Source organism: Halosaccharopolyspora lacisalsi (assembly GCF_014137975.1).
Classification (GTDB): Bacteria; Actinomycetota; Actinomycetes; order Mycobacteriales; family Pseudonocardiaceae; genus Halosaccharopolyspora; species Halosaccharopolyspora lacisalsi.
The window spans coordinates 406,148-424,323 of record NZ_JACGWZ010000006.1 but is presented as its reverse complement, the minus strand read 5'-3'; the positions used below and the strand labels follow the sequence as shown (position 1 = coordinate 424,323).

Sequence of the window (18,176 nt, the reverse complement as noted above, 5' to 3'; positions counted from 1 at the left end):
TCGCGCGTTGCGGGGAAAGCTGCTGGACGCGATGCGGGAGGCGTGGCTGGAGGACCTCCGCGCCGACGGTCTCTCCGAGGAAAGCGCCCGGCGCCGTGTCGGACGCGGTGACCTGCTCTACTCCGCGCCCGAGGTCGTGGTGCCGTGCCTGGTCCGCGAGGGCGCGCACGACTACCCCGACGAACGCCGTGGCGACGCCGAGCGCTCGATGTTCACCGTGGCCACCGGCGCGGCGGTGCAGGGGCTGCTGGTGTCCCTCGCCGCCGAGGAGCTCGGCTCGTGCTGGGTGTCGTCGACCCTGTTCTGCCCGGACGTGGTGCGCTCGACGCTGGAACTGCCCCGCACGTGGGAGCCGATGGGTGCCGTGGCCGTGGGGCACCCCACCGAGGACCCCGGAGGACCGAGACCACCGCGCGAGCTGGAGAACGGATTGGTGGAGCTTTGAGCGGGCCGCACGCCGACGCCCTGCGCACGCTGGCCGAGTTCGATTCCTGCGATCCACAGCAGGAGGCGCTGCGGCAGGCCTTCCTGACGCTGGTCGAGGCGCGTGCGGACGCCTGCCTGCGCGCGTGCGAGCCGGGGCACGTGACGTCCTCGGCCGTGCTGGTCGACTCCACCGGCAAGCACGTGATGCTGACCCTGCACCCCCGCGTCGGCCGGTGGTTGCAGGTCGGCGGCCACTGCGAGCCCGCGGACACCACGCTTGCCGGGGCCGCGCTCCGGGAGGCCACCGAGGAGTCCGGCATCACAGGGCTGACGATCGATCCCGTGCCGGTGCACCTCGACGTGCACCCGATCACGTGCTCGCTCGGGCGGCCCACCCGGCACTTCGACGTCCGGTTCGTCGTCCGCGCCCCGGAGGGGGCCCGGCACGTCCGCAGCGACGAGTCCCTCGACCTGCGCTGGTGGCCGCTGGACGCCCTCCCCGAGGAGTCCGACCTCGGCCCCATGACCTCCGCCGCCCTGGCGCGGCTGGGCGCCCGCGGGTGAAGAACCTAAAAGAGCTGTCTAAGCTCGCACTGGAGGCCCGGTGCACCGGCCAACCGCGCGTCACTGGTCACGAGAGGGAGATCATGCGCTTCGGCCACCGCGACGTAGGCCGCGTCATAAGCCGACACATCGTGCCGGAGCTCCCAGATACGTGCGACCACGGCGGAACCATACGGTAGCTTCTCGACATGGGCGACGGAGCAACGTTCAAGCACGCTCGCCGCATCCTCCTGGCTGATCTTACGCCCCAGCACCAGCCCGCGTAGGACGTTGAGGAACTCGGCAGGCTGGTGTTCGGGAGCAGCCCAGTGGATCTCGGCACCGAGCGCCTTCCTTACCTTGGGACTACTGTGGTTACCACCCACGAAGAAGGTGACCAGGATCGAGGTGTCGACAACTATCACGCGCCACCTGCTTGATCACCCGGACCGGGTGCTTCGCCGCGCGCCGTGCGAACAGCCGCCACGATCTCGTCCACACTGAGCAGGCCGCCGCCGACCGGCTCCATCTCCGCCAGCTCCGCATTTCGCGAGAACCGAGCCTCCCCTTCGAGAACCGAGAGCAGGCAGCTCTGAAGCGACTGACCACTGCGGTTCGCGGCATCCACCAGCAGTTCACGCACGTCGTCGGGGACGTTGCGAATCGTTATTGCCGTCATGACTGCATGAATAACTGCATAATGCCATCATCACAGCATTCGCCCGCTCAGCAGTCGTGGGAGAAGCGGACACCGCCCGCGGGTAGTCGCACCCCGGGCCACACCCGGGCACCGTCGAGGAGCTCGCACTCGCTTCCGACGTGGGCTCCGTCGGCGATGACCGCCCCGCGCACCACGGCTCCCTCACCGATGTGCGCGTCCACGCCGACCACGCTGCGCTCCACCACCGCGTTCGCCGCGACGTGAGCACGGTCGAACAGCGTGGAGGCCTCGATCCGCGCGCCGGATTCCACGACGCAGTCCTGTCCGATCGTGCTGCCCGCGGTGACCGAGGCGCCCTCGGCCACCCGGGCCCCGTCGAGCATCAGCGCCTCCGCCGGCTCCTCGGGCAGCGCGTCCGAGGGCACCACACCGCGAACGAGATCGGCCGAACCGCGCACGAAGGCCGCCGGCGTGCCCAGGTCCAGCCAGTAGGAAGCGTCGACGTGACCCTGCAGCCGCGCCCCCGAAGCCAGCAGGCCGGGAAAGGTCTCCCGCTCCACCGAGACCGGGCGGTCCGCCGGAATCGACTCGATCACCGAGCGGCGGAACACGTAGCAGCCTGCGTTGACCTGGTCCACCGGAGGATCGTCGGTCTTTTCCAGGAACGCCGTCACCCGCCCCTCGTCGTCGGTGGGCACGCAACCGAACCGGCGGGGGTCGTCGACCTTGACCAGGTGCAGCGTCACGTCGGCCGCGTTGGCCCTGTGGGTGTGCATCAGGCCGGGGAGGTCGACGCCGGAGAGGATGTCACCGTTGAACACCACCACGTCGGGTTCGCTCAGTCGGTCGCCGACGTTGCGCAGGGCACCGGCGGTGTCCAGCGGCTCCTGCTCGACGACGTACTCCAGGTCCAGCCCCATTCCGGAGCCGTCACCGAAGTACTCGGCGAAGACCTCGGCCTGGTAGGAGGTGCCGAGCACCACGTGGGTGATCCCGGCCGCGCGGATGCGCGAGAGCAGGTGGGTGAGGAACGGCAAGCCCGCCGTGGGCAGCATCGGCTTCGGCGCCGACAGCGTGAGCGGCCGCAGCCGCGTGCCCCGGCCCCCCACCAGCACCACGGCTTCCGCTCCGTGCATGGGCTCGGCCGGTGAACCGGATCTGCCCGACATGGCTTCGTTTCCCTCCTCGATCGCCCGAACTCCCCGGTGACGAAAAAACCTGTGGGGAATACTCTGGCAGGGGCAGGGTCATAATGAGCACCGGCCCTACCCGTAGGCTCCCGGCCGCACGCGATTCGGCGACCATGTCGGGCAGGTCGAGACCACGCCGCGGCCGGAACGCTGACCGGCGAAGTATTGAGAGGGCATCCCATGGACCCCCGCGACCAAGCCGACGAAGCGCTCGCTCGTGCGAGGGAACGGGATGCGTTTGTCGTCACACCGGACAACGCGACGTCACCGATGGACGCCTCGAGCACCGTGCGCATTCCCCGGGAGGTCATCGAGGACGTCGACCCGGAGTCGACCTTGGTCATCACGCAGTCGTCCCGGCAGTCCCAGTCCTTCGAGCCGGAGTGGCCGCCCGAGCAGTACGGGCAGCCGAACCAGGCGACACCGGAGTACATGCGCTCGCAGTACGCGCCGCTGCCCGGCGGACAGAACGCCTCCCCGCGGCAGGCGAACGGTTCCGGCACGGTCGGCACCCCGGCACAGCAGTTTCCGAGCACCCCGTACTGATCGGGACTCACCGCTTCCGGCCGGCAGCCCTGATCTCGAGGCGAGCGCGCACCGCCAGCCCTGCTCGAAGCAGCAACCGTAGCGGGGCCCACGCCGCACCACGATGCCGGTCGGCGAGGTACCGGTAGGCGCTGCGGTGGTGCTCGGCCAGCATCCGGGTGGAGGCCCGTGCCGTCGAGTGACCACCGATGTGCATCACCTCGGCGCCGGGCACGTAGACGTTGAGCCATCCCGCCCGGCCGAGGCGGTCCCCCAGATCCACGTCCTCGAAGTACATGAAGTAGCGCGGGTCGAAGCCGGTGACCGAGTCCAGGGCCTCTCGCCGCAACAACAGGCAGGAGCCGGACAGCCACCCCGCCGTGCGCTCGGTCGGAGCGGTCTCCTGGCGGTAGGCGCGGGTCCACGGGTTCGACGGCCAGACCTTGCACAGCAGTGCGTGCCCCGCGCCACGACCGAGCGAAGGAGCCAGCCGCGCCGACGGGTAGACGGAACCGTCGGGTTCGGTGATCAACGGCCCGAAGGCGCCTCCCCTGGGCCACCGCGCGGCGGCGGCCAGCAATTCGTCCAGACAACCCGCTCCCCACTCGACGTCCGGATTGGCGACCGCGACCCAGCCGTACTCCGCGCCCAGCTCGGCGATACCTCTGTTGGCCGCCGAGCCGTAGCCGAGGTTGGCTCCCATCGGCACGAAGTCGACGTCGGGGCGCTCGGCCGCCCGTTGAGGGGCACCGTCGGTGGAGCCGTTGTCGGCGAGGATCACCCGTACCCGGCGGTCGGTGGCCTTGGGCAGGGTTTCCAGGAACCGCTCCAGGACCTCCCCGGGGGAGTAGGTCACGGTGACGACGGCGAGCTCGTCGCCGTAGGTGCGCGAGACAGTCACGCCGCTATTCTGCCGTGCGCGCTCACCGGCACCGTACGGGGAGCGCGTGTTCAGCGCTGAAGCCGCTCGGGCGGCGGCGCCCGCCGCGTCGAGCTCGGGTCGATCGCTCACGAGCTCGACGGCGGAGCGCGAACCGTCCCCACCTCGCTGACCGTCCCCTCCCCGCTGGCCGTCACCGACAGCGCCGGTGTAGGTGCTGGGCACGGGCGTAGGCCTCGCGGTGCTGAGCGGCGCAGGCCGCCCAGGTGAACTCCTTCGCCCGCTGCTGCGCCTCCGCCGACAGCACCGCCCGTCGTGCGGGATCGTCGAGCAGACTCGCGAGTCCCGACGCGATCTCGTCCGCGTTCGTGCCGCAGTAGGCCACCGCGTCCCCACCGATCTCCGGCAGGCTCAACCGGCGCGTGGTGAGCACGGCCGCCCCGCACGCCATGGCCTCGAGCACCGGCAGTCCGAATCCCTCCCCGATGCTCGGGTAGGCCACCACCCGTGCTCCGCCCAGGAACCCGGCGAGCCGGTGGAACGGCAGGTAACCGGCTCGGACGACCCGGATCCGGTGCGGCACCGACTCGAGGGCGCGCTCGACCTGCTCGTCCCAGCCCGGCTGCCCGGCGAGCACCAGGGCGGGGCGATCGTCACTCCCCTGGCAGGCCGCAGCGAACCCCCTGATCAGCTCCGGGACGTTCTTGCGCGGCTCCAGCGCACCGAGGAAGGCGACGTAGGGCTGGTCGTGCAAACCGAGCCCGTCGCGGACGTCGGCGATCTCCTCCGGTGGTGGCGGCCGGAACCGCTCGGGATCCACCCCGTGATACATCACCTGCGTCGCCGTCCGCTCCACTCCGGCCGCCCGGCCGAGTTCGGTCGCCGTCGCCCGGCTGGGGACCACGCACAGATCGGCGTGCCGCAGCGCCGTTCGCGTCCAGGTCCGAAAGAACCGGGCCTTGATCGGGGAGTGCAGCGCCGGGGCGGTGAAGAAGGTCGCGTCGTGCAGCGTCACCACCGAAGCCGCGGGATTGACCAGTGGTGTCGTGTAGTGCGGCGAGTGCAGCACATCGATGCCGAGCCGCCGCACGAGCCGCGGCAGCGTCGTCTGCTCCCAGGTCAATCGGGCCGTGCGGGTGGCGATGGACTCGGCGGCGGGAACGATCTCCGCCCGTGGTGCGATCCGTCCGTAGAGTGCGGCGTCGCGCGGCTGACACACCACGCTCGCCCGAGTGCCGTCCTCGTCCAGGGCGGCCAGTAACGAGTCGACGTAGCGTCCGACGCCCCCGCGATCTGCGGGCACCGCCGTGGCGTCGATGAGGATGCGCGGCTCGCGTCTGTGCACGCGAGCAGGGTACGGGCACACACGGGTCCGTCGTGGCGAGTTCGCGTAAACGGATTCATCTCACGCGACGAAAGTCACGAGCGAGGTGGATTCGCCACATCTCGCGCGCGGCCCGCTCCCAGGTGAACCGTTCGGCTCGGTGCCGACCGGCTTCGACGAGTGCCGCGCGACGCGCCGAGTCCTCCAGAACTCCACGCAGGGCACCGGCCAGCGCCGTCGGATCGCCACGCTCCACCGGCACCCCGGCTCCGCCTGCGACCTCGACCAGCGCCGGGGCGTCGGAGTGCACCACGGGGACACCGGCGGCCATTGCCTCGACGAGCGGCAACCCGAACCCCTCGTCCAGGCTGGGAACGGCCAGCGCCGAGGCACCGCGCAGCACCACCGCCAGCTCGGTGTCCCCCAACGAGTCGAGCAGCCGGACCCGGTCGGACGGCAGGCCGTGCCGGCGGGCGAGGGCCGCAGGATCGACACCACCCCATCCGCGCCGCCCCACGATCAGCAACGGCACGTCCAGGGACGCCACCGCGCGCACGAGGTCCTCGTAACCCTTGCGGGGTTCGACCGTGCCGACGGCCAGCACGTAACGCGCGGGCATCCCCAGCCGCGTTCGCACCCGTTGCCGCTGTTCCTCGCCGGGATCGGCGACCACCGAAGGCGTGACGCCCTCGCTCACGACGTGCACGGGCGCGATGAGCTCGACGTGCCGCGCGAGTTCGACCGCCACGGCCGCGCTGGGAACGACCAGTGCGTCGGCATCGCGAGCGGCTCGCTCGATCGCCCGGCGGTGCCAGGCGACTCCCCGTGGCGTCAGCGTCGCCGGGTGGGTCCACGGCACGGCATCGTGCACGGTGACGACGAGTTTCCCGCCCCGCCGTGCTGGTGGAGCGAACGGCGTCATGGCGTGCACGGAGTCTCCCCCCGGCCACAGCGGTACGCCACGTTCCCATGCGGCCGTCAGCGCTCGTCCGGGCCACCTCAGGACACGCGGACCCCGAACACCGGGGACGCTCGCTTTTCCCGCGCTTCGACTGCGACTCACGACCGTGCTCAGTTCCCACTCCGGCGGCGCGGTCGCCGCCATCGCGCGCAGCAGCTCCCGCGTGTAGCGGCCGGTTCCGCCGGGAACGGGCGCGAGCAGCTGCTCCGCGACGGCGACGAGTTGCGGCAAGGTATAGATCCTTTCAGGACGGTGACGGGTCACCACGTACTGTCGTGCGGGTGAGGGCATCGGAGCAGGCACGTACCACCGTCGTCGTGGTGACCTGGCGGGGTCGTGACCATGTCTCCGCCTGCCTGGACGCACTGACGCTCCAGCGACCGCATCGACTGCTGGTGGTCGACAACGCCTCCGACGACGGGACCTCCGGCATTCTCGCGGAGCACCCGTCCCTCCCGGAAGTGCTGCGGTCGAGCCGCAACCTCGGTTACGCGGGGGCGATGGCGCTGGCTCTGGAACGCGTGCGGACACCGTTCACGGCCTGGCTCAACGACGACGCCGCCCCCGGACCGGACTGGCTTGCGGCGCTGGAGGACGCCCTGGACGCCGACCCCCGAACGGCCGCGGCCTCGGCCGTTTTGTCCACTGCGGATGGTTACACGCAGTCGACGGGCGTGCGGCTGACCGCGGACGGACACGGCGCCGATGCGGGGTCCGAGCCCGCGTTCGGCTTCTGCGGTGGCGCCGCGCTGCTGCGTACCGCCGCGCTGCGTGCCGTGGGCGGAGTGCCCGCGGAGTTCTTCTGCTACTACGAGGACACCGACACCTCGTGGCGGCTCCGGCTCGCCGGTCACCGCGTGGTGTCGGCGACCGAAGCACGCGTGACGCACCTGCACGGCGCGAGCGCGCAGCTGGGCTCGGCACGGTTCCACCGCTGGAACGAACGCAACCGCCTGCTGATGCTGCTGCGCTGCGCACCCGGACGAGTGGCCGCTCGCGAACTCGCCCGTTTCACGGCGCTGACCTTCGCGCTTCCGCTGCGCCGCGCTCTCGGCCGCACCGTCTCCGACGCGGCGAACTTCCACCTCGGACCGCGCCTGCGCGTTCTCGCCGAAGTCGCCCTCGGACTCCCGCGCGCGCTGCGTGCTCGTCGCGGCCTCGACCGCACGGCCGCCAGGCGCGTGTGGGCGGAGTGGGCCGGGCGATAGGCCCGACCACACCACTACGCCTCCGGAAGCTTCGCGCTCTTCCCCCGAATCCGCCGGAACAAGCGATCCCCTGCCATACCTCCGGTGACGCCCCCGGCCAGCCCCGTGAAAATCGCCACCGCTCCACCCCGGACAGGAGCGGGTCCGAAGCTCGCTCGATGTACCCTCGTATATGTCGGTCCTCCGGTGTCCGGGAACTCCCGCTCCACCACCCGCATGGTCCGGCCTGTCTTGTCTCCGCGCAGCGGCGAGTAGGAGAACTCACGCCTCTCCACAGCGCCATCATCCCAGTGCACCTCTCCCGTGCACAGCCACCATAATCCCGTGATGTTCTCACTGTCGGGCTCCAGCGAATCCGTTACCGGACCCGTAAAGCGACACTCCGGGAAGCAGCAAACCCGCGCACCGTCACATCGGACCCGGCCGTACCGAAAAAGGGTAGGACCACAAAAATACTGGAAAGAAAAAACAACCCCCACAGCGAGCAGCACTATTTCACGAACAATACGCACTGTCATCTCCGGCGTTGACACTCAGTCAATCCTCCCACCTGAGCGACAGCCGGGGGAGAACTCCGTCACTACAGCTCGTTTCCCGTAGCGTCCTTCGCGTAGTCCTGGTCCTCGTAGGTGGCACCGAGAGCAGCGGGGTTGCGAGCGAACTGCTGGGCCGTGGTGAGATCCGACAGCGACTTGCCACTCGCCCATCCCTGCGCGGACTTGGCCGTGTTCGTCACCGGTCCCAACGTGTCCTGGACCTTGCTCAGCGCGGGTTTGACCCTCTGGACGATCTCGGCCAGCTTCTGGGAGGACCTGACGATCTTTTTCAGCCACTCGGCCGCACGGGTGGACCACCTGGCCACGATCCGAATCCCGTCCGCCACCAACACCGGCGTGGCGAGCCCGAGCGTGACTCCGGCCGCGATCGCCGACCGCGCCAGGTACTGAACGAGATCGGACATGGCCGAGGCGATCAGGTCACGCACGGTCGTACGCACGACCTGTACCGCGATACCCGCACCCGAAACCGCAGCTCCGACAGCACTCGCCGCGGTCGGGGCCGCCTCGATCAACTTCGCTTCGCCCGCAGCGAGGGGTTTGTAAACGTCGATGGCCGGTCGGTCCGTGCCACGGTGCCGTATCCGTTCGGACATGTTGCCGCTGTGGTCCACGACCACGGTCACCGAACCGTCCCGATGGGACGAGGAGACCTGGACCCCCGTCGCAGCGTCCTGCAGCTGCTGCGCCTGCTGCATCTTGGCCTCGATCTGCTGCTGAAAACCGGCGATCATTCCGTCCGGATCGGACGAAGGCATCGACATGAAAACCTCCTAATCAACGCGCTGTTCTGACGCGCTCGGAGGGCTACCGGTTCCTCTCGGCCCCGTAAGACTCACCCGCGCTCACACCCGCACCCCACCACACGGCCACCTCGCGCAGTCCCCACTCGGCGAAATCGCCACGCCCCGCCTCGCCGCCGGAGGCGCATGGTGCAGGCTTACGGACGTGGCTGACATGTCCGAGCGGAACGAGCTGCCCGTGGTATCGGTGATCACCGTCAACCACCGCGGCGTCGACGACACCATCACGTGCCTGCGCGCGCTGCGCGACGAACTCGACTACCCGGCCGATCGGCTGGAGTTGATCTGCGTCGACAACGCCTCCGGCGGTGAGGCGGCGGGCATCCGTGCCGCCGTACCGGAGGCGACCGTCGTCGAGTCGGCCGAGAACCTCGGCTTCGCCGGAGGATGCAACCTCGGCGCCCGCGATGCCCGAGGGCAGGTGCTGGCGTTCCTCAACAACGACGCGCGCCCCGATCCACGGTGGGCGCGCTCGGCGGTGGCCGTGCTGCGCGCCGAGCCGACCGTGGGAGCCGTGGCGAGCAAGGTCCTGGACTGGGAGGGCGAGCACATCGACTTCGTCGACGGCGGCCTGACCTGGTTCGGCATGGGCTACAAGCGCCACGCGGGCGAGACCGACGACGGCAGCCACGACGCCCCCCGCGACGTCCTGTTCGGCACCGGGTCCGCCCTGTTCGTCCGCGCCGAGTTGTTCGGAGCGCTGGACGGCTTCGACGAGCGGTTCTTCATGTTCTACGAGGACGTCGACCTCGGCTGGCGGCTGAACCTGCGCGGATGGCGCGTGCGCTACGAGCCGGATTCGCTGGCCCATCACCGCCACCACTCCTCGATGGCCGGAGTGGCCTCGTCGCGCGAGTACTACCTGCTGGAGCGCAACGCCCTGGCCGCGCTGTACAAGAACGTTTCGGACGAGACCCTGGCCAAGGCGCTCCCCGCCGCTCTCGCGCTGGCCGTGCGCCGCTCCACGGCCCGCGGTGAGGTCGATCCGACGCAGTTGGAGATGACACGCCGCCCCACCGGTCCGGAATCCGACACCGTCGACATCAGCCGGGACACGCTCGCGGGCGTGCTGGCCATCGATCGGTTCGTCGAGCTGCTTCCGTCGCTGAAGCGCTCACGAGAGGTCGAGCAGCAAGCCCGGACGCGCAGCGACGCGGACCTCGTCCCCCTGATGCGCAAGGCGATGGAACCCGCCTACCCGCTGCCGGACTACCTCGCCGCGCACGAGGCCCTCGTGGACGCGTTCGACCTGAACGGCGTGTTCGGGCGGTCCCGCCGCGTCGCCGTCATCACCGGCGACGCCATCACCGAGCGCATGGCCGGGCCGGCCATCAGGGCCTGGCACACGGCCGACGTGCTCGCCCGGGAGCACGAGGTCCGGCTGATCAGCGTCAACTCGCGGGTGTCGGTGACGGACTCGGCGTTTCCCGTGTTCCAGACGCGACCGCGCGATCTCACCACGCACGTGGAGTGGGCCGACATCGTCATCCTTCAGGGTCACGTGCTGGAGATGGTGCCCGGACTCAAGCACCTCGACTCCACGAAGGTCGTGATCTGCGACGTCTACGACCCCATGCACCTGGAACTGCTGGAGCAGGGGCGCGACACCGACGACGAGCGCCGCGCGAAGGATCTGCAAGGCGTCACGCGGATACTCAACACCCAGCTGCGCCGCGGGGACTTCTTCCTGTGCGCCTCCGAGCGGCAGCGGCACTTCTGGCTCGGTCACCTGGCTTCGCTGGGCCGGCTGACGCCGAGCGTGTACGACGACGATCCGACCGTGCGCTCGCTGATGTCGGTGGTGCCGTTCGGGCTGTCGTCAGTACCGCCGCGCCGCACCGGTCCGGCGATCCGCGCGGCCGAGACCGGTATCGGCTCCGACGACAAGGTCGTGCTGTGGGCCGGAGGTGTCTACAGCTGGTTCGACCCGCTGACCCTGCTGCACGCCGTGCACCAACTGTCCGAACGACGTGACGGGGTACGGCTGTTCTTCCTCGGCATGAAGCACCCGAACCCGGACGTGCCCGAGATGGGCATGGCCGACCGGACCCGGCAGCTGTCCGACCGGCTCGGGCTGACCGACGAGCAGGTGTTCTTCAACGAGACCTGGGTGCCCTACGACCGGCGCCAGAACTACCTGCTCGACGCCGACTGCGGAGTGACCACGCACTTCGAGCACGTGGAGACCACCTTCGCCTTCCGCACCAGGGTCCTGGACTACCTGTGGGCGGGGCTGCCCGTGGTGACCACCGACGGGGACTCGTTCGCCGATCTCGTCCGGCGGGAGGGGCTGGGACTCGTCGTTCCCGCCGAGGACCCCCGGGCCCTGGCCGAAGCGCTGGAGAGGGTGCTCTACGACGAGGACTTCGCGGCGGGCTGCCGTGACCGGATCGCCGAGGTCCGGCAGCGCTTCACCTGGGAATCGGTGCTGGCGCCGCTGACCGAGTTCTGCCGGGATCCGCGTCCGGCCGCCGACCGGCTCGAGGCGTCCGCCCCGCTCGTGCGGACCCCGCCGTTGAAGCGTTCCGAGGTGGTGCGCCGCGACATCGACCTGGTGCGGGAGTACCTGGAAAGCGGCGGGCCGAAGGAACTCGCCAGGCGGGCCACCGGCAGGTTGAAGCGGCTGGTCGACGAACGGCTGCGCGGCCGTGGCTGAGTGTCGCGCCGTCGTCGACGGGACACCGCTGCTGGGCAGGCGCACCGGCATCGGCCGCTACACGGACTCGCTGGTCCGGGCGCTGGCGGCGACGTTCCCCGTGGACGTTTCGGTGCTGGGGTTGACGCTGCGGGGATGGCCCCGGTTGCGGGCCGACGCCCCTCCCGGAACGCGGGTGACCGGATTTCCCGTGCCCGCGCGGGCGCTGCGCCGGTGCTGGGCGCGGGGCGCGTTTCCCCCCGTCGAGATGCTGGCCCGTCCGGCGGACGTGGTGCACGGGACGAACTTCGTGCTGCCACCCGCCGTCCGCACCCCCGGAGTGGTGACCGTGCACGACCTCGCCTTCCTCGACGCACCGGAAGAGTTGCCGCCCGCCGAGCGCGAACTTCCGGAGCTGGTGCGGCGGTCCGCGCACCGGGCGGCCGTGGTGTGCACGCCGACCGCGGCGGTGGGTGCCGAGGTGTGCGAGCGGTTCCGCGTGCCACGGTCGAAAATCGCGGTCACACCGCTGGGAGTGGATCCCGAGTGGTTCGACGCGGTCCCCCCGGACGAACGGCTGCGCTCCCGACACGGCCTGCCGGAGGAGTACCTCGTCTTCGTCGGCGCCGACGGCCCGCGCAAGAACTTGACCGGGTTGCTGCGAGCGCTCGACCCGCGGCTTCCGCCCCTGGTCGTCGCCGGACCGGGAGCCTCGTCGCCACGTGAGCGGGTCGTCCGGACCGGATATCTGCCGGACGAGGAACTGCGGCGGATCGTGGCGGGCGCGCGGGCACTCGTGCTGCCCTCCCGCGAGGAGGGTTTCGGCCTGCCCGCTCTCGAAGCCCTCGCCTGCGGCACCCCCGTCGTGTGCTCGGACGTCGCCGCTCTCCGGGAGGTCACCGGCGGCCACGCCACCCTGTTCCCGTCCGGCGACGGAGCGGCTCTCCGCGACGCGCTGGGGGAGGTGCTCACGCGCTCCGCCGATCCCGGTTCCGTCGCGGCACGCCGTGAGCACGCAGCCGGATTCAGCTGGAAAGCCTGCGCCGAAGCCACCCTCGACGCTTACCGCCGCGCCCTGTAGACCTCCCCGTCGGGGTCACCGCTTCCAGGACCCGGCGTCCCGGGCGAAAGCCGCGGTCAGGGCTTCGCGCCAGGGTCGCAGCGGAGTGAGGCCCTCCGCGCTCCAGGCATGTCCGGACAGCACGGAGTAGGCCGGGCGGGGCGCCGGGCGGGGGAACTCCGCGCTGGTGCACGGCCGTACTCGCTCGGGATCGGCACCGAGTTCGGTGAAGATCGCGCGGGCGAAGTCGAACCAACTCGCCCGGCCCTCGTTGGTGCAGTGCAACACCTGTCGATCCGGCCCCGCCCGCTCGGCCACCCGGGCGGCGAGCTCGAACAGCGCCGGCGCCAGGTCCCCCGACCACGTGGGCGAGCCGAACTGGTCGTCCACCACGGAAACCGTGTCGCGCTCGGCTTCCAGCCGGGCCATCGTGTTCACGAAGTTGCTTCCCCGCGCCCCGTAGATCCAGGCGGTGCGGACCACCCACGCCTGGGCGGCCTCGGCGAGGACCGCCCGCTCCCCCTCCAGCTTCGTGCGCCCGTAGACGGTGCGGGGGCCGGGGGCGTGTTCCGGCTCGTAGGGAGTCGTGGCGTCTCCGGGGAAGACGTAGTCCGTGGACACGTGCACCAGCGGTACGGCTCGTGCCCGGCAAGCGCGGGCGAGCGTGCGAGCGGCGGTGGTGTTGACCGCTTCGGCGCGGGCCCGGTCGTCCTCGGCCGCGTCCACGGCCGTGAAAGCGGCCGTGTTCACCACCACCGGCCGAAGTCCCGCGTCACCGGCGTTGTCGGTGAAGGAGTCCACCGCGTCGACGACCGATTCGGGATCGGTCACGTCCAGTTCGCCGGATCCGGGGGCGTGCACCAGGCACTCGGAACGAGTGGAACCCGTCCGGGCCAGTTCGGAACCGAGCTGGCCGTGTCCTCCGGTGACGAGCAGCGCGATGCGCGGCATCAGTGCCCGCCCGAGCCCGGCGACGACTCGGTGGGGGCCGAACGCGTTTTCAGGGGTTCCCACCAGTTCCGGTGCTTTCGGTACCAGTCCACCGTCGCGGCCAGCCCTTCGGCGAAGTCGACGCCGGGCCGGTACCCCAGCTCCTCGCTGATCTTGGCGTGGGAGACCGAGTAACGACGGTCGTGTCCCTTGCGGTCGGCGACCGGGCGCACCATCGACCAGTCGTACCCCACTGCGTCGAGCAACCGCTCGGTCAGCTCACGATTGGACAGCTCGGTCCCGCCACCGATGTTGTAGACCTCGCCGGCCCGGCCGGACTCGGCCACGAGCTGGATGCCCCGGCAGTGGTCGGTGACGTGCAACCAGTCACGGACATTGCCGCCGTCGCCGTACAGCGGCACCGGTCGCCCGTCCAGCAGGTTCGTGATGAACAGCGGAACGAGTTTCTCCGGGTGCTGGTACGGCCCGTAGTTGTTCGAACACCGGGTCACGCACACCGGCAACCCGTGAGTGCGGTAGTAGGCGCGCGCCAGCAGGTCCGAGCTCGCCTTCGACGCCGAGTACGGCGAGTTCGGATCCAGCGGATGGTCCTCGGTCCAGGAGCCCTCCTCGAGGGAGCCGTAGACCTCGTCGGTGGACACGTGCACGAACTTGTCCACCCCGGCGGCCAGCGCGGCCTGGAGCAGCGTGTCGGTCCCCACCACATTGGTCAGCACGAAGTCCGAGGCCTCCGCGATGGAACGGTCGACGTGGGACTCGGCGGCGAAGTGCACCACCACGTCGACACCGTCCATGACTTCGGTGACCAGAGCGGGATCACGAACGTCACCGTGCACGAAACGAAAACCGGGTTGGTCGGCCACCGGGCGCAGACTCTCGCGGTTACCGGCGTAGGTGAGCTTGTCCAGCACCACCACCTCGGCCCCGGCGAAGGCCGGATGGTGCCCGCTCAACACCTGCCGCACGTAGTGCGAGCCGATGAAACCGGCACCCCCGGTCACCAGAATCCGCATCGGACCTTCCTACCATCCCTCGACATCGGCACCCGCAGTCTGTCATGCCGAAACAGGACGCCCGGCAACCCATCGTGGCCCCCGTGCGTCGTCCGTATGAACGGCGTCACGCGCTCCGAAGGCAGCGCTCCCGGCTCGAGAGGATCACAGTTAGCCTACGCACGGGAAGTCAAAATCACCCGCGAAGGTGTAACGCTCGCACGGCAGCCCAAGGAGGATGAGCGTGGACAACCGGCCGCAGCGGCCAGGTGGCCCAGGCCCACAGGGGCAGCCCGGCAGACCCGTTCCGCCTCGCGGGCCGGGTCGCCCACCCGGAGAGGGCAGTCCGGGAGCTCCCCCACCACCCGGACGAAACGGCGGGCCGGCTGGACCGCCGCCCCGATCCCCTCGTAACCGCCCGGCCCCCCAGGGTGACCGACGTGGGAAACCTCCTCCACGGAAAGACGAACCTCCCCGCCGAGGGAGCGGACGGCGTCAGCAGGCTGCGGCCAAACCCCCCGATGACGAACTCCGGGATCGTGGTCGGCGAACCCGTCGACGACGCAAGCATCCCGGCAGGGTCCTGGTGGCCCTGCTGTCCGTGGTGATCCTCGGTACCACCGGCTACGCCTGGGGTGCCCTGCGCAACCTCAACGCCGGGCTCAGCGGCCAGAACATCATCAACGAAAAGTTGACCGCACCGGACGGGGCGACGGACATCCTGCTGGTCGGCAACGACAGTCGCACCGACGCGCAGGGAAATCCACTGCCCGAGGAAGCCCTGAAGAAACTGCGTGCCACCGATGACGGCGGCGCCAGCCTCACCGACACGATGATCCTGGTCCGCATTCCGAACGGAGGTGAGCGCGCGTCCGCGATTTCCTTCCCACGGGACACCCGGGTGGAGATGCCGAACAACTACGGCAAGCACAAGCTCAACTCCGCTTATCCCAGGGCGAAATCCGAGGCCAGGGACCAACTCCGGAAGCAGGGAGTGACGGATCCCAAGGAACTCGAAAGAAAGTCGACCGCGCGGGCTCAACGATTCCTGGTCAAGACGGTCAATAAACTCTCCGGGGTCAGCGTCGACCACTACGCCGAGGTCAACCTGATGGGCTTCTACCAGCTCACCAAGGCCGTCGGCGGCGTCAAGGTGTGCCTGAAGGAGCCGGTCGACGACAGCGAGTACTCGGGAGCCGTGTTCCCGGAGGGCACGCAGACCATCTCCGGCGCCGATGCGCTGGCCTTCGTCCGGCAGCGCCACGGGCTGCCACGAGGCGACCTCGACCGGATCGTGCGCCAGCAGGTGTTCATGTCCGGGCTGGCCAAGAAGATTCTGTCCGCCGGCACCCTGAGCAATCCCGCCAAGCTCTCCGCCCTGATGGACGCCCTGAAGGACTCCATCACGCTGGGCAAGGACTGGGACGTGGTCAGCTTCGCCCAACGAATGCAGGGAATCGCCGGCGGCAACATCAAGTTCCACACCATCCCGGTGGAACTGGAGGGAGAGTCCGGCAAGGTCACGGTCGATCCCGAGGAGGTCAAGCGATTCGCCGACAACCTGCTGCTTCCCCCCGAACAGCGCAAGGCCAAGCAGCGGGCGCAGCAGGCTCAGGAGGAAACCCGCTCCAAGACCACCGTCAACGTCTACAACGCCTCCGACATCAGCAATCTCGCCAGTCGTGTCCTCCGGGAACTGACGAGCGCCGGCTTCACCCGGGGAAAGACCGCCAACGCCGACTCGAAGCAGTCGCAGTCGACGGTCGAGTACGCACCGGGGCACAAGGCCGCCGCTCAGCAGGTGGCCAAGGAACTCGGCGGGTTGCCGTTGGAGCGGAGCAGCCAGGTGAGCCAAGGCACCGTGGCGGTGTATCTGGGCGACGAGTACAGCGGCCCCGGCACGCAGAAGTTCGCGGCGAAACCCGCCGTACGGCTGGACGGAGCGAGCCGGCAGCCTGCCCAGCAGCAACCGGCCCAGCAGCGATCCTCGGAAAAGCCGATCACGGCTGAGGGCGTGCCCTGCGTCCACTGAAGCCGCGTGGTGCGGCCGGAGCTGTCCACCGGATCCGGCCGCACCGCCCCACCCGGCCGTCGAAGAACGTTAGTCTGAAGCGACGATCTTAGGGTGGCGGGCGAACACCGGGAGGCGGACGTGCACGATTCGGGTCAGTGGCCCGCCTCCGCTTCGGAGGGCACCGAGGACGCGGACTCGTCGGGGGAGACCGGGCAACCGCGCTCCCGCCGCCGGCTGCGCAGGACGTTCCTGTTCACCGGTCGCGGCCTGCTCGTACTGGCCTCGGTCACCGCACTGGCCGTCGCCGCGGCCGGTTGGGGCACGGTGGACCGTCTCAACCGCGAGGTCGGCGATTCCGAGGTTCTCACCGGAATGTCCGACTCCCCGCCCGATGACGACGGAGCCACCGACATCCTGCTCGTCGGCAGCGACAGCCGCACCGACGCCCAGGGGGACCCGCTCCCCCGCGAGGTGCTGAAGAAACTGCGCACCGAAAGCACCAGCGGGCTCAACACCGACACGTTGGTGCTGGTCCGCATCCCGCACAACGGCAGCGAGCCGACGGCGGTGTCCCTCCCGCGCGACACCGCCGTGCCGGGCGGTGTCGCCGGAAAGATCAACGGCGTCTACGGCCTGACCAAGGCGGCCACCGCCGACCGGCTCGAACAGCGCGGTGTCACCGACGCGGACCGCGTCGAACGCGAGTCCGCGCTGGCCGGGCGACGTGCGCTCGTGCAGGCGGTGCAGCGGCTGACCGGCATCAGGATCGATCACTACGCCGAGGTCAACCTCCTCGGCTTCTACGAGGTCACGAAGGCGCTGGGCGGCGTCGAGGTCTGCCTGAAAAACGCCACGAGCGACGAGAACTCCGGCGCCCGATTCCGAGCCGGGGCCCAGACGATCTCCGGCGCCGACGCGCTGGCCTTCGTCCGGCAACGCCACGGGCTGCCACGAGGCGACCTGGACCGGATCGTGCGCCAGCAGGTGTTCATGGCCGCGGTGGCCGGAAAGGCGTTGTCCACCGGAACGCTGAGCGATCCGGCGAAACTGGAACGGCTCGTCGCCGCGGCGCGCGACTCCGTGGTGCTCGACGAGGGCTGGCACATCATGGGCTTCGTCCGGCGGATGCAGGCCCTGGCCTCGGGAAGCGTGCGGTTCGTCACGCTGCCGATCGCCGACGCCGCGTCGCGCAACGAGCGGGGGCAAAGCGTCGTGACCGTCGATCCCCGGGAGGTCGAGGAGTTCGTCGCGGGGCTCGTCCACGGTCCGCCCACGTCGACGGAACCTCCCCCGAGCGAGGCACCGGCCGAGGCAACACCGACGCATCGCCTCGCCCCGAAACCGGTGCTGCAGCTCGACGGCAGTGCTCATCGCCGAGCCGACACCGACTCCCCCGGCGCGATCAGCTCCGAAGGCATTCCCTGCGTGAACTGAGAGGCCACGACC

General features: G+C 70.0%; 18 protein-coding genes. 8 read left to right on the top strand and 10 right to left on the bottom strand.

What is annotated here, in order from left to right:
• Both FHX42_RS20890 and FHX42_RS20885 read left to right on the top strand, forming a co-directional pair.
• A partial coding sequence (locus FHX42_RS20890; RefSeq protein WP_182546107.1) for a nitroreductase family protein occupies positions 1-445 on the top strand: 445 nt, incomplete at its 5' end.
• Positions 442-990: an NUDIX hydrolase gene (locus FHX42_RS20885; RefSeq protein ID WP_182546106.1), complete on the top strand. Its 549-nt coding sequence runs from the start codon at positions 442-444 to the stop codon at positions 988-990. The genes FHX42_RS20890 and FHX42_RS20885, both read left to right, overlap by 4 nt.
• A 5-nt stretch (positions 991-995) precedes the next feature.
• Here the strand turns inward: FHX42_RS20885 and FHX42_RS20880 are convergent, their stop codons facing one another.
• The 3 genes from FHX42_RS20880 to manB are packed head-to-tail and all read right to left on the bottom strand — an operon-like array spanning position 996 to position 2,799.
• Positions 996-1,394 carry a type II toxin-antitoxin system VapC family toxin gene (locus FHX42_RS20880; protein WP_182546105.1) on the bottom strand — a complete coding sequence of 133 codons (399 nt, stop codon included), beginning with the start codon at positions 1,392-1,394 and terminating at the stop codon, positions 996-998.
• Entirely contained in the window at positions 1,391-1,648 is a 258-nt protein-coding gene (locus FHX42_RS20875; RefSeq protein WP_182546104.1) for a FitA-like ribbon-helix-helix domain-containing protein, read from the bottom strand. Before FHX42_RS20875 ends, FHX42_RS20880 begins: the two co-directional genes overlap by 4 nt.
• Positions 1,649-1,695: 47 nt before the next feature.
• Positions 1,696-2,799: a mannose-1-phosphate guanylyltransferase gene (manB, locus tag FHX42_RS20870; RefSeq protein ID WP_235987596.1), complete on the bottom strand. Its 1,104-nt coding sequence runs from the start codon at positions 2,797-2,799 to the stop codon at positions 1,696-1,698.
• A gap of 291 nt (positions 2,800-3,090) precedes the next feature.
• On the opposite strand from manB, the gene FHX42_RS26035 reads away from it, so the two are divergent.
• On the top strand, positions 3,091-3,366 hold the full coding sequence (locus FHX42_RS26035) for a hypothetical protein (RefSeq protein WP_220480615.1): 276 nt from the start codon (positions 3,091-3,093) through the stop codon (positions 3,364-3,366).
• Between the two features lie 7 nt (positions 3,367-3,373).
• Here the strand turns inward: FHX42_RS26035 and FHX42_RS20860 are convergent, their stop codons facing one another.
• The 3 genes from FHX42_RS20860 to FHX42_RS20850 all read right to left on the bottom strand — a co-directional run bounded on the left by FHX42_RS20860 (position 3,374) and on the right by FHX42_RS20850 (position 6,741).
• Complete coding sequence (locus tag FHX42_RS20860) at positions 3,374-4,246, bottom strand: glycosyltransferase family 2 protein (RefSeq protein WP_182546103.1); 873 nt, start codon at positions 4,244-4,246, stop codon at positions 3,374-3,376.
• A gap of 172 nt (positions 4,247-4,418) precedes the next feature.
• Positions 4,419-5,549, bottom strand: coding sequence for a glycosyltransferase family 4 protein (locus FHX42_RS20855; RefSeq protein WP_182546157.1), 1,131 nt, complete (start codon positions 5,547-5,549; stop codon positions 4,419-4,421).
• Positions 5,550-5,625: 76 nt separating this feature from the next.
• The gene (locus tag FHX42_RS20850; RefSeq protein ID WP_220480614.1) at positions 5,626-6,741 is read right to left on the bottom strand and encodes a glycosyltransferase family 4 protein; all 1,116 of its coding nucleotides are present in this window, start codon (positions 6,739-6,741) and stop codon (positions 5,626-5,628) included.
• Positions 6,742-6,791: 50 nt separating this feature from the next.
• On the opposite strand from FHX42_RS20850, the gene FHX42_RS20845 reads away from it, so the two are divergent.
• Positions 6,792-7,718, top strand: a complete 927-nt coding sequence (locus FHX42_RS20845) for a glycosyltransferase family 2 protein (RefSeq protein ID WP_182546101.1) — start codon at positions 6,792-6,794, stop codon at positions 7,716-7,718.
• Positions 7,719-7,732: 14 nt separating this feature from the next.
• Here the strand turns inward: FHX42_RS20845 and FHX42_RS27920 are convergent, their stop codons facing one another.
• On the bottom strand, positions 7,733-8,236 hold the full coding sequence (locus FHX42_RS27920) for a DUF6346 domain-containing protein (protein ID WP_407926285.1): 504 nt from the start codon (positions 8,234-8,236) through the stop codon (positions 7,733-7,735).
• Positions 8,237-8,298: 62 nt separating this feature from the next.
• Positions 8,299-9,039 carry a hypothetical protein gene (locus FHX42_RS20840; RefSeq protein WP_182546100.1) on the bottom strand — a complete coding sequence of 247 codons (741 nt, stop codon included), beginning with the start codon at positions 9,037-9,039 and terminating at the stop codon, positions 8,299-8,301.
• Positions 9,040-9,232: 193 nt separating this feature from the next.
• Between FHX42_RS20840 and FHX42_RS20835 the strand changes: the two genes are divergently transcribed.
• Positions 9,233-11,734: a glycosyltransferase gene (locus FHX42_RS20835; protein WP_182546099.1), complete on the top strand. Its 2,502-nt coding sequence runs from the start codon at positions 9,233-9,235 to the stop codon at positions 11,732-11,734.
• Positions 11,727-12,794 carry a glycosyltransferase family 4 protein gene (locus FHX42_RS20830; RefSeq protein ID WP_182546098.1) on the top strand — a complete coding sequence of 356 codons (1,068 nt, stop codon included), beginning with the start codon at positions 11,727-11,729 and terminating at the stop codon, positions 12,792-12,794. The genes FHX42_RS20835 and FHX42_RS20830 overlap by 8 nt, the downstream gene beginning before the upstream one ends.
• 15 nt (positions 12,795-12,809) lie before the next feature.
• On the opposite strand, the gene rfbD is transcribed toward FHX42_RS20830, so the two are convergent.
• Together rfbD and rfbB are read right to left on the bottom strand one after the other, a co-directional pair.
• Positions 12,810-13,724, bottom strand: a complete 915-nt coding sequence (rfbD, locus tag FHX42_RS20825) for a dTDP-4-dehydrorhamnose reductase (RefSeq protein ID WP_182546156.1) — start codon at positions 13,722-13,724, stop codon at positions 12,810-12,812.
• Positions 13,724-14,737 (bottom strand): dTDP-glucose 4,6-dehydratase, encoded by a 1,014-nt coding sequence (rfbB, locus tag FHX42_RS20820; protein WP_182546097.1) that lies wholly within the window; start codon positions 14,735-14,737, stop codon positions 13,724-13,726. Before rfbB ends, rfbD begins: the two co-directional genes overlap by 1 nt.
• Positions 14,738-15,302: 565 nt before the next feature.
• On the opposite strand from rfbB, the gene FHX42_RS20815 reads away from it, so the two are divergent.
• Positions 15,303-16,748, top strand: a complete 1,446-nt coding sequence (locus FHX42_RS20815; protein WP_328796533.1) for an LCP family protein — start codon at positions 15,303-15,305, stop codon at positions 16,746-16,748.
• A 120-nt stretch (positions 16,749-16,868) separates the two neighbouring features.
• Positions 16,869-18,164, top strand: coding sequence for an LCP family protein (locus FHX42_RS20810; protein WP_328796531.1), 1,296 nt, complete (start codon positions 16,869-16,871; stop codon positions 18,162-18,164).
• The last annotated feature ends 12 nt before the right edge of the window (positions 18,165-18,176 follow it).